Origin of the sequence: Cupriavidus necator A5-1, assembly GCF_000744095.1 — a bacterium.
Lineage (GTDB): Bacteria > Pseudomonadota > Gammaproteobacteria > Burkholderiales > Burkholderiaceae > Cupriavidus > Cupriavidus necator_A.
In genome coordinates, this window is record NZ_JQLI01000008.1 from 969,225 (window position 1) to 981,492 (window position 12,268).

Consider the following 12,268-nt stretch of genomic DNA (forward strand, 5'->3'; position numbering starts at 1 on the left):
TAAATCTTGTGCAAACACCTGCCTTTGGCCCGGCGGCGCATTGCGCACTCCCGCCAAACTCGCTTTCCACACCCGCAAAGGCCCGGTCTGTGCGCCGGCGCACGTTGCGGTGCGGGTTTCCACACAGGAGCGGGACAGGACTGTGGAGGGCTTGTGGAAAGCTGTCTGAGAAGGCACCTAAGTCGTTGATTCCAAAGGTGCGAGTGACCGTTGCTTAAAAAACAGGCAGAAGGGCGCGCCGGGCTGGCGCGAGCCTGGCCTGAGGCCTGGCTTGGGTAAACCCCGGTTTTTCCACAATCCGCAGGGAGAGCGTTGTGGATGCCCTGTGGACAATGTCGGGAGAAGCGATCTAAGTCATTGATTTATATGGCATGACGGCCTGTTGCTTAGATAATGTGCAGGTGCAGCAGGCGTACGTTGGGGGTCATGGGACAAAGCCGAAGACAATGGCTACGCGCAGAGAGCGCCGCTTTGCGAGTGGCGCCGAAACGTCTTACGGCATTTTTATGGAAAAAAGTGAGGTATACGAGCCTTTTTATCCAGAATTTCTGTGGATAACTTTGTGAACAAGCACATCCGACACTATGTAAGTGATTGATGCATAAGAGAAACAGTTACATTGCCTAATTTTTATTGCGAACACAATCTGCATAAGAATCAAAGAGTTGCACGAACCCATGCGGCTTTCGGGGCAGGCTGCGCACGTCAGCGCTACCCCCTTGACAGACCAGTTATGCTGTGGACATGTCCCATTCACGCCGCTCGCCGCCGCCGCGCCATGCCCGATCTGTCGAATTTTTCGCGTGACTCTTCCTCCACCGTGCAGCGCAACGGCCGGGAAGTCATCCCTGTCGGTGAGCTAAACCACACAATCGCGAAGTTGCTTGAGCGCAGCTTCCCGCTCACGTGGGTGCGCGGCGAGATCTCCAACTTCACGCGCGCGGCCAGTGGCCACTGGTATTTCTCGCTGAAAGACGCGCGCGCGCAGATCCGCTGCGTGATGTTCCGCGGCCGCAACCAGCATGTCGACTTCCAGCCGCGCGAGGGCGAGGCGGTGGAGGTGCGCGCCGTGGTCACCATGTACGAGGCGCGCGGCGAGTTGCAGCTGGGCGTGGAGGCAATGCGCCGCGCCGGCCTGGGCAACCTGTACGAGGCCTTCCTGCGGCTCAAGGAAAAGCTGGCGCAGGCGGGGCTGTTCGCGCCGGAGCGCAAGCGCCCGGTGCCGGAACATCCGCGCACCATTGGCGTGGTCACGTCGCTGCAGGCCGCCGCGCTGCGCGACGTGCTGACCACGCTGCGCCGGCGTGCGCCGCACGTGCCGGTGGTGGTCTACCCGGTGCCGGTGCAGGGTGCGGGCGCGGCGCAGAAGATCGCCGACATGATCGACGCCGCCGATGCGCGGCGCGAGTGCGACGTGCTGATCCTGTGCCGCGGTGGGGGCAGCATCGAAGACCTGTGGTCGTTCAATGAAGAGGTGGTGGCGCACGCGATCGCGCGCTGCGCGCTGCCCGTCATTTCCGGCGTGGGCCACGAAACCGACTTCACCATCGCCGACTTCGTTGCCGATGTGCGCGCGCCCACGCCCACCGGCGCGGCCGAACTGGTCAGCCCCGACCGCGCGCACCTGCTGGCGCAGGCCAGCCGCGCCCGCGACGCGCTGGCGCAATGCATGCGGCGCGGGCTGGACCTGCGCGCCCAGCACCTGGACTGGCTCGCGCGCCGGCTGCGCAGCCCGCAGGCGCAACTGCAGGAGCGGCGCGCGCGCGTGGACAATCTGGCCCGACACTTGCGGTCGGCATTGCGCGACACCGTGGTGTCGCAGCGCCATCGCCAACAATTGCTGGCGATGCGCTGGAGCGCGTGCCGTCCCGACACCGCCGCCGAACACGCCCATGTGGCACGGTTGTGGCAGCGCCTGCAGAACGCCGCCGTGCGCCAGCAGGAGCGTGCCGGCCAGCGCCTGGCGCGCGCCGCCGGCGCGCTCGAGCTGCTGGCGCCGCAGCGCACGCTCGAACGCGGTTACGCGGTGCTGCTCGACCAGCGCGGGCGCGCGCTGCGCTCGCCCAACGAGATCCGCCCCGGCAGCGTGGTCGAAGCCCACTTGGCCGAGGGCGTGGCCGACCTGGCGATCGCCGGCGTGCAGGCAAAACTGATGGATTTCTGAAGCGTCGGCCCAGCGGCGCTGGCGCGCCAGGAATCGCTTGCGAGACCTGCGGGAAATCGCCCGGAAAGCCGCGCCCGGACAAACTAACATCGGAGCAGGGGACATTGCCGCGCGGTTTGCGCGGGTGTGGCAAGTCCCCTACAATCGGCAATTCCGGACCCTACAACTCCCAACCCACAGAGACAGAACAATGGAACACAAGCTCCCCCCGCTCCCGTACGCGCATGATGCCCTGGCTCCGCACATCTCCAAGGAGACGCTGGAGTTCCATCATGACAAGCACCACCAGACCTACGTCACCAACCTGAACAACCTGATCAAGGGCACCGAGTTCGAGAACTCGACCCTCGAGGAAATCGTCAAGAAGTCGTCGGGCGGCATCTTCAACAACGCTGCCCAGGTGTGGAACCACACCTTCTACTGGGACTCGATGAAGCCCAACGGCGGCGGCCAGCCGACCGGCGCGCTGGCTGATGCCATCAACGCCAAGTGGGGCTCGTTCGACAAGTTCAAGGAAGAGTTCACCAAGACCGCCGTGGGCACCTTCGGTTCGGGCTGGGCCTGGCTCGTCAAGAAGACCGACGGCTCGCTGGACCTGGTCTCGACCTCCAACGCCGCCACCCCGCTGACCACCGACGCCAAGGCGCTGCTGACCTGCGACGTGTGGGAACACGCCTACTACATCGACTACCGCAATGCCCGTCCGAAATACGTCGAGGCATTCTGGAACGTCGTGAACTGGGACTTCGCCGGCCAGAATTTCGCTGGCTGATCGACGGTTCTGCGCGAATCGACAGTAAGGAAGCCCTCCAGCGCGAGGGCTTTCTTGCTTTGGTGCCTTACCTCACCTGGCCATCGCACCAGCCTGGCAGGCAGGGTTGCGGCCGGTCAGGAACCAGGTATGCAGCGTGCCGATTCCTTTCGCCTCGATTGCGCCGCGCTCTTCGAACAGGAACGACTCGCCGAGCAGGCGCCTGGTCGCGTCGGTGACCTGCACCCGTCCGGCCACGCCGTGGGATTCCATCCGGCTGGCGATGTTGACCGCCGCACCCCACAAGTCGTAGATGAACTTGCGCTTGCCGATGACACCGGCGACCACTGGCCCGCTATTGATGCCAATGCGCATCTGCAGGTTGAAGCCGGTGCGCTGGTTGAAGTGCATGAACGCCTCTGTCATGTCCAACGCCATCTGCGCTGCCCGCACCGCATGATCGGGCGCCGGCTCCGGCAGCCCCGCGGCTGCCATGTAGGCGTCGCCGATGGTCTTGATCTTCTCGAGGCCGCGATGGTCGGCAATGGTGTCGAACTCGGTGAAGATCTCATTGAGGACGGCAACCAGCTGCTCGGGGCTCATGCCCGCTGAAAACCGCGTGAAGGCCACGATGTCCGCGAACAGGACCGTCACGTCCGGAAAGCTGTCGGCGATGAGTTCCGGATCGCCGCTGGCGATCAGGTCAGGACGCGCTTTCAGCCGTTCAGCGATCGAGTAGGGCAGCAGATTGAGCAGCAGCCGCTCCGACAATTCCTGCTCGGCCAGAAGCCTGTCATAGAGGCTCCGGAGCTCGTCGTGCTGGCGGCGGATCAGTTCCCAGCTTGCCTGCAGTTCCTCGTTCTTCCGCGCCAGCGCGGCCTCGGCGCGCTTCTTCTCGGTGATATTGCGGCCTTCCGGAAGCAGGAATACAACGTTCCCGTTCGAATCCCTGATCGGCAGGAGCGAGAAGTCGACAATGATCGTCTCGTTGCCCTCGGGCTGGACGTAGTTTTCGAAGTCGCAACGGACAAATTCGCCCTGGCTTGCGCGCTGGATCATTTCTCGCAGCGACGCCTGGGTCTCTGGCGAGACCACCCACCAGCGGGCCTCCCAGAACGGCTTCCCCCGGATGTCGTCCATCCGTATGCCAATCGCCTCGAGCGCGGCACGGTTGATCTCGAGCATCGTGCCGTGCACATCCAGCAGGCCCACGAACTGGTACATCGCGTCCAGCATGATGTGCGCGAGCTTGTCCCGCTTGGTCTGGAAATCGTCGCTCGCAGAAAGCGTGACATCTCGCACCCGGAGTTCCAGGGGGTCGGGGAACACCCGGCGGTGAATGGTAGCCATGCTTCACCTCCCGCGCCTCGGGCACCGCGACGAGCGCGGGCCCATTTTCGTCAGAAGTCCGTGACTACCTTGAACCATAGTTTGTCGCCGCCAAACCGGTTCTTTTGATTCGCTGCTTTCACTTTGAGATGGATTTCGCCCGCTTCCTGGCGAGCGCATTGGCGACGTGGAATCCGGACGTGCCGCCGAGTCCCGGCCCCGGATGGGTGGAGGCGCCGATATGGTGGAGATGCCTGACCGGGGTCGCGTGATCCTTGACGCCAGGGACCGGGCGCCAGAACATGAACTGATCGATGCTGCATTCGCCGGAATAGGGATCGCCGCCGACGAGATTGATGTTCATCGCTTCGAGGTCCGCAGGCGACAGGACAGTCCGGCCGACGATGCTCGCCTTCAGGTTGGGAACCTGGCGCGCAATGCGGTCGATGATCCGGTCGGCGTAGCGTTCCCTGAGTTCCGGCGTCCAGCGGCCGTCCGCGGGAACCTCGATTTCACCCAGCGCATCGCCCTTGACCTGCCGTGGGCACTCGGGGACCTGGATCCAGAGCACCCAGCCACCGGCCGGGCTGCGGGACGGATCGACCGCGCACGGCTGGGCAACGCAAATCGTGCCTTCAGCCGGAAGCAGGCCTCGCTCTGCTTCGCTGACGGCCCGGGAGACGCCATCCAGTCCCGCGGTGAGGTGCAGGTAGATGACGTCCCTGAGATGGTCCTGTGGCCAGTCAGGTGGGGCGGACAACGCTAGGTGGATCTGCATATTGCCCTTGCCATAGCGGTACTCCGCAGCCTGCTGGCGCAGGCCAGGCGGAACGTTCACCGGGGCCAGCAGCTTGCCGTAGAGCTGGCCGGGCGTGACGTTGCAGATGATCTCCTTGCCCATGAATACGCGATCGTCTCGCGTCCGCACGCCACGCGCCGAGCCGCCTTCGACCAGGATGTCCTCGACGTCGGCATTGACGTGGAAAGCACCGCCACGGCTCTCGACGATGCGGCGGAATGCCTCGACGGTGCGGGCGTTGCCTCCCTGGACGATCGGCAGCCCCACCGCCTCCAGCGTGAAGGCGACCACTTTCCCCATCAGGGCAGACATCGCGCTCTCAGGGCCCAGGCCGGTATGCAAGACCCAGGGTGCCAGCAGCGCGCGGACCAGGTCGGACCTGACCCGCGTCTCCAGCCAGCTCCGGCAGCTCATCAGGGCAGGGGAAAAGAAGGCAACCGTGTCGTGCACGCCGTGCTTCCACAGGCGGCCGGCCACGGCCCTGGCGACGCCGGCACTCCACAGTTCGTTGCCGAGGAGCGAGAACACCAGGCCGGCATTCTGCTCGACCTCCTGCATCGCTGCCAGATAGGCATCGCCGTCGCCGCCTGCGAGGGCATTGAAGGCGCTGACGTTGCGGTCGCGGGAGGTGCTCAGGATCAACGAACGGTTGTCGGGCAACAAGACACCGGTGGGCGTGTCGTTGTTGCCGTAGCTGAGTCCCGCGTCATGGAGATCGTCCTTCAGTTCGGCGTAGCCGGGCGACGTGACAAACAGCGGGTGTGCCGTCGACAACGTGTCGTGCAGGTAGCCGGGGGCGTTCAACGCCTCGGTGCGAATGCATCCGCCCAGGGTGCTGTTCCGTTCCAGCACGCAGACGCGCTTGCCGCGCCTGGCGAGGACAGCGGCACAGACGAGCGAATTGATACCACTGCCGACAATGACGGCGTCATACGTACTCATGGAATATCCCGGGGGCAAGGATGAGAGGAGGAGCCAGGCGCTGGCATGCCTATGCCATCGACGCCTGGCCGCCGGCGGTACCGGAATCAGCTCGCGGCGGCGTATTCGCTGCGGATCAGGTCGGCAAGATCGGTCAGGTCATTCGCGGCGCGGGCATAGCTGCCTTTGTAGAAGAGCAGGGCTTCGCGGTCCGATGCGTCGTAATGCCGAACCTCGCCAATGAAGATGACGTGGTCACCGCCGTCATACTGGTGCGTGTTCCGGCATTGGAAGACCGCCGCGCATCCCGGCAGGATGGGAGAGCCGTCGATGCCGTCCGTGCATGGGACGCCAGCGAACTTGCCGTCGGCGCCGCGGGCAAAGCGGTTGGAGAGGTGTTCCTGGTCGGCTGCCAGGACGTGGATCACGAAACTGCTGGTCTTCCGGAAAGCCTCGAGGCTGTAGGACTTCCTGGCGAGGCTCCAGAGCACCAGGCGAGGCTCCAGCGATACCGAGCTGAAACTATTGACAGTCACGCCCCAGGGTTCGCCGTCGGGGGTGCGGGTCGTGACGATGGTTACACCCGTGGCAAAACGGCCGAGGGCATTCCGAAACTCGCGAGCGTCGGTCATGGTTGTCTCCTGTGGCCTGCTTCACCGGTGATGAGGCGAGCAGGCGGCTTGTTTTCGTGTGGCTGTGGCGCTGTCTCAGGCGGCCCGGGACTGGGATTCTTGCGCGATCCAGGCGTCAGTGGCTTCCTCGTCGAACCAGTAGCTGCCGTAGTCGCGCGGATCGTTGAACCCGTTGGCGATGCGCTGGGCGATACGTGGCGCGTGCTGCGCTGTAGCCAGCAGCTTGACGATGTGGTCGGGCGGCGGAAACAGCAGGGAGTTGGTCCAGCGGATGACCGGCTCGGCGTAGCCTTCGTAAAGGCCGTCGAAGGTCTTCTGCATCCATGCCTTGTCGAAGGGCCGGTCGCCATGGCGCAGGATGGCTTCGAAATAGTGAAGGGCACCCTTGGTGGCGTTGTTCGAGCCCTGGCCGGTGATCGGATCGTTGACCATGACGGCGTCGCCGAGACCCATCACCAGCCGGCCGGAGGGCAGCGTAAGGGTGGGGTTGCGCACGGTCGGCGTGACGCGCCCGCTCAGGATCCCGTTGGCATCGGTGAGTTGTACGTTGGCACAGCGCTCGCTTTCCCAGGGAAGGTAGTCGCGCAGGATGCCCAGGCAGACCTCCAGATGCTGGTCGGCGGACCTGACGTCGGCCCAGCGGTCCATCGGGCCGCCCGGAATGGCTTCGAAGACCATGATGTCGCAGGCCTGTGTTTCGCTGCTGCCTTTGGTGGTCAGGGCCGGAAACACGAAGTACTCGCCGACGCCGGGAATCAGGTTGAAATTGACACACTCAAAGGAGCCGCTGCGCTGCATGCCGGTCACGTAGGCCAGTGCCAGCTGGCGCTGCGGATGGCGCACGGGAGAGCGCGCATCGTTGCGGGTCAGCAGGTTGACGATCTCCCCCTTGCCGCCTGCCAGCAGAACCAGCTCATGGCTTTCGGCCAATGCTTCAAGCTCGGCTATCTCAACGTTCTCGATCCGCAAGGTGCCGCCGCGACGTTCGAATTCCGCCATCCAGCCCGGCATCTTGACGCGCTGGTCCACCGACTGCGCATAGGCATTGAGGCGGGCGCGCCAATGGATGGCCATCTCGCCTTTGCCATCTGGCGTGGGGATGGTGAGGCCGATGCCGTCCACGGTGGGGCAAAGCGCTTCCCATTGATTCATGCCGCAGTTGCGCTCGATCTGCAGGGACTGGTCGAAGATGCATTGCGAGGACATCACCTTGCCGCTCCAGACTTCCTCCGCCGTGCGGTTGGTCACGAGCGTCACCTCGTAGCCTTGATGCAGCAGGGCGCATCCGAGCAACAGGCCGGCCTGGCCTGCGCCGACAATGGCAATTTTGCGCGGCGTGATCCTGGCAATGGGATGGGTTGTCATGTGTCTCTCCAGTGGGGGCTTGTGTGTGTTTGGCGCTGGGCTGGCACCGTCTGGTTGCCTGCGCCAGGGTTTGGCGGACGGGTTATGCCGTGAGCCGGTGGATGGCTGCCTGCCGGCCCTCCGGGCCCAGGGCGCCATAGCCGCCATCGCAGGCGTAGTCGGTACCGGTGACGAAGGCCGCTGCATCGGACAGGAGAAAGAGCACCACTTGCGCAACTTCCTCAGGCTTGCCGAGACGTCCGAGCGGGTGGAAGTCGGCGGCAACGCTGTCGGCCTTGGCCTTGTCGCCGCCGCTGAGCGCGCTGATGACCGACGACCATGTCCATCCTGGCGAGACCGAGTTCACGCGGATGTTGTCGGGGGCCAGGTCAAGCGCCGCGCTGCGGGTGAACTGCTGCATCGCCGCCTTGGTAATCGGGTACAGCCAGCGCCCCGACTGCGCCACACCCGCGGAGATCGAGGCAAAGTTGACCACCGCTCCGCTGCCGCGCTTTTTCATCTCCGGCACGCACGCCTTCAGCATCATCGCCGCGCCGACGACATTGACGTTGTAGGACTCCAGCCATTGCTCGCGCGTGGAATCGGCGCCGTTGTCCACGTAGGTGCAGGCGCAGTTGACGAGCAGGTCGATGCCACGGAAGGCATCGACCGTGTCGGCGATACAGGCGACGATGTCGGCATCGCTGGTCACGTCCACGGCGACATAGCGGCAGCGCGCCGGATGGCGTTGCGCAACCTGGCGGCCGCCTTGCTGGTCGATGTCGACGACAACGACGTTGGCGCCTGCCGCGACCAGGGCCGATACCACCGCCTCGCCAATCATCGTCGCGCCCCCGGTCACGATCGCCGTCTTGCCTTCGATGGATTGCATGTTCGTCTCCAGTTGTTGTATTGGCTCGCATGTGGCCATGTGCAACGTAGTTTGGTGTAGCGGTGATGACGCTGCTATCCACAATCCGCCGGCCGATATCCAGATAACGAGCCGTTGCTGGCGGGTCGGGAAAAGGAGGCGGTGGAGTCAGGAGAGGGCGGGGCGGCAGCCTTGGTGGATTGCCTGGCGTGCAGGTATCCATTCACCCGCGAGCGCGGGCTGGCGTTGTTGTATCAACAACTACAAGGGGGTGAAATGTCGCTCTGTTGTCGCCCCGCGCAGGGTCGCCGACGGAGACACGCCGAAGCGCTTCTTGTAGTAAGCCGCAAACCGGCCGAGATGCGTAAAGCCAAAGCGATATGCAATATCCGTGATGGAGGCCTGCTCCGCGCCGGCGGCGACAATCAACGCCTGTCGCACGCAGTCCAGCCTGACGTCCCGCAGATACGCTAACGGCGTCGTATTGAGATGGCGGCGAAAGCCTTCCTCCAGCGCCCGGATACTCACACAGGCGACTTGCGCAAGGTCGGCGACAGTCAGCGGCGTGTCGGCATTGGCGCGGACGTAATCTATCACCCGCTGCATATGACGCGGCCTGGCGGGTTCGGCGCTACGCGCAAGGAGATAGGTGTAGGTGTGCGGCTGAAGCAGCAGCAGCGTCCGCAGGAGGTAGTCCTCCATCGACGCCACCGCGGCAGGGAACTGGAGCCAGTTGGTGCCGTGCTGGTCGATATTCCTGGCAAGGTCGAGTACGGCCTGGCTCCATGGGCTCGAAAGCCCCGTGTGCTGGGGCAGCGCGGGATCGAATGAAAGAGGACCGCCGGGATCGCGCCCGGTCAGCAATGCGAAGCGGTGCTCGATCGCTTCCTTCTGGATCCACAGCAAGACTTGCGCACAATCCTCGTGCCAGTGCATCCGGGTCGGGGTGTCGGGACTCAGCAGGCTGGCGGTGCGGACGTCAGAGAGTATTTCCTGCGGTCCACACTGGATTTCCGCATGGCCCGCTACCGGGATCTGGGCGAGATAGAAATGCCCCAGGCAGCCAGGGTCGATCTCTACGTGAGCGCCATAGGCAAGGAAGTTGATGGCGGTTTCATGCAGCCGCACCAGGTTGTGCCGGACGTGCAATTGCTGCAGTGCGCCGACCACGCGCAACTCATGCGGGCAAAAGACCGCTGCGACCTTGCCCTGGGCCTCCTCTGCATCCTCGGAGCGGAACAAGGGGTAGTTCGCCAGCATGCCTTGCGGCGCGCAGTTGTCATCACTCGCCGGGGCAGACGATGTGTCGGCGGGTGACTGGGGGGCGGTCTGCATCGTCTCCCTCCTGGAGGATTGCAGCGTGTCTGGCTCGCCTGCGCAGCGAGAGAAGCCTGCGCAATCAGTTGCTTTATACTTAAACTTCCTGCGGGCAGCAAGAAAGGGCCACACTGACAGCTTGCCTTGCCGTGGACGAGCCCCGCCGTGGTATGTTCTGCCCGTCGCGCGGCCGACGAGGCCGCTTCCCGCCCACCGGACCGCATGAACCAGCCCATCGACACCGCCGACGATGATTTCGTCGACAACTACACCCCGGCCCTGCTGGCCCAGGCCAGCCAGCTGATATCGGGGGAATTCCACGTGATCGTGCAGGCCAATGGTTTCACCATCTCAGACTGGCGCGTCCTGTCCACGCTGTCCGGCGGCAAGCCAATCAGCATCGGGGAGCTGGCGCAGATCTCGGTGACCAAGCAGCCCACTGTGACGCGCCTGCTCGACCGCATGGAGGCGCAGGGCTACGTCAAGCGCATCCCGCACGAGACCGACCGGCGCATCACGCTGGTGCGCATCACGCCGCGCGGGCAGAAGCTGACCTCCAGCCTGATCGCACAGGCCCGGACCCACGAGGATCACGTGCTGGCGCCGCTCGGCAAGAAAAAGGCCGACGAGCTGCGCGCCACGCTGAAGCTGCTGATCCACCTGCACCGCCCTGCCAACTGAGACCAGGTCCGCGCCTCAGGCCGGCCGGCGCATCTGGAACAGCGTCGATTTGCTGACCTCGTAGTAGTCGGCCGGGCCGCCACCGCGCAGGATGGGGCGTGCGGCGGCGGTGTCATAGACCCTGTCCGGCAGGAAGGCGCGGTCGATATGCACGCCGACTACCTCGCCCAGCACCATCCATGTATCGAGCATGGCGCCGTCGGCCTGGTTCAGTTGCATGACTTTGGTCGCGCGGCACTCGAACGATACCGGGCTCTCCTGCACGCGAGGCGCCGACACCAGGCGCGACGGCGCCGGCGTCAGGCCCGCCAGGCCGAATTCGTCGACCTCGGGCGCCACGCCGGCGCTGGTCACGTTCATGCGCTCGGCCAGCGGGCGCGTCACCAGGTTCCAGACAAAGTCGCCGGTGTCCTCGACGTTGCGCACGGTGTCCTTGTAGCCGACGCTGGAGAACGCCACCACCGGTGGCGTGTAGTTGAAGACGTTGAAGAACGCGTAGGGCGCCAGGTTGGCGCGCCCGGCCTTGTCCACCGTCGAAATCCAGCCGATCGGGCGCGGGCCGACAATGGCGGCCAGCGGATCGTGCCGCAGCCCGTGGCCGCGCGTGGGCTCGTAGAAGTGAATGTCGTCCATGTGCGTGTGCGAAGCGTCGTCCCCGCACGGGCAGGGACGACGAAAGCGTGGGCTGGCGCTCAGTACTTGCCGCTCAGCAGCTCGCCGCAACCGGCGACCTCGGTGCGCAGGTCCAGCTTGCGCAGCATCTGCCAGGTGGTGGCCACGGCGGCCGATACGGTCGGAATGCCCGACTCGTCCTGGACCTTCTGGATCGACGGCAGCGACTGCATCTGCACGCAGGCCGACAGCACGATGGCGTCGACGCCGGTGGTGTCGATGCGCTTGTAGATCTCCAGCAGGTTGGCCGGATCCTGCGCGGCGACCTGCAGGTTGTCGGGGATTTCCAGGGCGGTGTAGTCCTTGACCTCGATGCCCTCGCTCTCGATGTACTCGACCACCATCTTCGTCAGCGGCTTCATATACGGACACACCACCGAGACGCGCTTCGCGCCCATGGCGTGCAGGCCGTCCACCAGCGCGCCTGCGCTGGTCACCACCGGCGCGGGGTTGCCGTTGTCGACGGTGCGCTGCGTCAGGCGCGCCTCAGAGACGCGGTGATAGCCCTTGCCCATGCTCATGATGGCCACCAGGCAAGCGTAGCCCAGCACATCCACGCGCGCGTCAGAGAGCTCGATGGCGCAGCGGTCGCTGTCGCGGTCCATCGCCTCCAGCTCCTCCTTCACCACTTTCTTCATGCGCATGCGGCTGGAGTGGAAGGTGAAGCGCTCGGCGAAGTCCTTTTCACGCTCGCGCAACATGGCGGGGATTTCCGTCTCCATGGTGGTGTTGGAAGACGGCACGATCTGCCCGATGCGCAGCGGCTTCTGGGGCGTCAGCAGGAAAG

The 12,268-nt window shown here is 64.6% G+C and carries 11 protein-coding genes; 3 read left to right on the forward strand and 8 right to left on the reverse strand.

The window, feature by feature from the left end; translation table 11 throughout:
- The first annotated feature begins 778 nt into the window (after positions 1-778).
- Positions 779-2,164, forward strand: coding sequence for an exodeoxyribonuclease VII large subunit (xseA, locus tag K307_RS28690; RefSeq protein ID WP_042884245.1), 1,386 nt, complete (start codon positions 779-781; stop codon positions 2,162-2,164).
- Between the two features lie 190 nt (positions 2,165-2,354).
- On the forward strand, positions 2,355-2,936 hold the full coding sequence (gene sodB, locus K307_RS28695) for a superoxide dismutase [Fe] (RefSeq protein WP_042884247.1): 582 nt from the start codon (positions 2,355-2,357) through the stop codon (positions 2,934-2,936).
- A 72-nt stretch (positions 2,937-3,008) separates the two neighbouring features.
- On the opposite strand, the gene K307_RS28700 is transcribed toward sodB, so the two are convergent.
- The 6 genes from K307_RS28700 to K307_RS28725 all read right to left on the reverse strand — a co-directional run bounded on the left by K307_RS28700 (position 3,009) and on the right by K307_RS28725 (position 10,146).
- The gene (locus tag K307_RS28700) at positions 3,009-4,265 is read right to left on the reverse strand and encodes an adenylate/guanylate cyclase domain-containing protein (RefSeq protein ID WP_051975211.1); all 1,257 of its coding nucleotides are present in this window, start codon (positions 4,263-4,265) and stop codon (positions 3,009-3,011) included.
- Positions 4,266-4,383: 118 nt separating this feature from the next.
- The gene (locus tag K307_RS28705; protein WP_042884248.1) at positions 4,384-5,985 is read right to left on the reverse strand and encodes a phytoene desaturase family protein; all 1,602 of its coding nucleotides are present in this window, start codon (positions 5,983-5,985) and stop codon (positions 4,384-4,386) included.
- A gap of 86 nt (positions 5,986-6,071) precedes the next feature.
- Positions 6,072-6,596 carry a flavin reductase family protein gene (locus tag K307_RS28710; RefSeq protein WP_042884249.1) on the reverse strand — a complete coding sequence of 175 codons (525 nt, stop codon included), beginning with the start codon at positions 6,594-6,596 and terminating at the stop codon, positions 6,072-6,074.
- 75 nt (positions 6,597-6,671) lie between these two features.
- On the reverse strand, positions 6,672-7,961 hold the full coding sequence (locus tag K307_RS28715) for a styrene monooxygenase/indole monooxygenase family protein (RefSeq protein ID WP_042884250.1): 1,290 nt from the start codon (positions 7,959-7,961) through the stop codon (positions 6,672-6,674).
- Positions 7,962-8,043: 82 nt separating this feature from the next.
- The gene (locus K307_RS28720; protein WP_042884251.1) at positions 8,044-8,832 is read right to left on the reverse strand and encodes an SDR family oxidoreductase; all 789 of its coding nucleotides are present in this window, start codon (positions 8,830-8,832) and stop codon (positions 8,044-8,046) included.
- 240 nt (positions 8,833-9,072) lie between these two features.
- A complete protein-coding gene (locus K307_RS28725; protein ID WP_042884252.1) occupies positions 9,073-10,146 on the reverse strand; it encodes an AraC family transcriptional regulator in 1,074 nt (357 codons plus the stop codon).
- A 204-nt stretch (positions 10,147-10,350) separates the two neighbouring features.
- Between K307_RS28725 and K307_RS28730 the strand changes: the two genes are divergently transcribed.
- Positions 10,351-10,809: a MarR family winged helix-turn-helix transcriptional regulator gene (locus K307_RS28730; RefSeq protein ID WP_042884253.1), complete on the forward strand. Its 459-nt coding sequence runs from the start codon at positions 10,351-10,353 to the stop codon at positions 10,807-10,809.
- Between the two features lie 15 nt (positions 10,810-10,824).
- Here K307_RS28730 and K307_RS28735 read toward each other — a convergent pair whose 3' ends face one another.
- Together K307_RS28735 and K307_RS28740 are read right to left on the reverse strand one after the other, a co-directional pair.
- Positions 10,825-11,442 carry a flavin reductase family protein gene (locus K307_RS28735; RefSeq protein WP_042884254.1) on the reverse strand — a complete coding sequence of 206 codons (618 nt, stop codon included), beginning with the start codon at positions 11,440-11,442 and terminating at the stop codon, positions 10,825-10,827.
- Positions 11,443-11,501: 59 nt separating this feature from the next.
- A complete protein-coding gene (locus K307_RS28740; protein ID WP_419187203.1) occupies positions 11,502-12,260 on the reverse strand; it encodes an Asp/Glu racemase in 759 nt (252 codons plus the stop codon).
- Positions 12,261-12,268 lie beyond the last annotated feature (8 nt).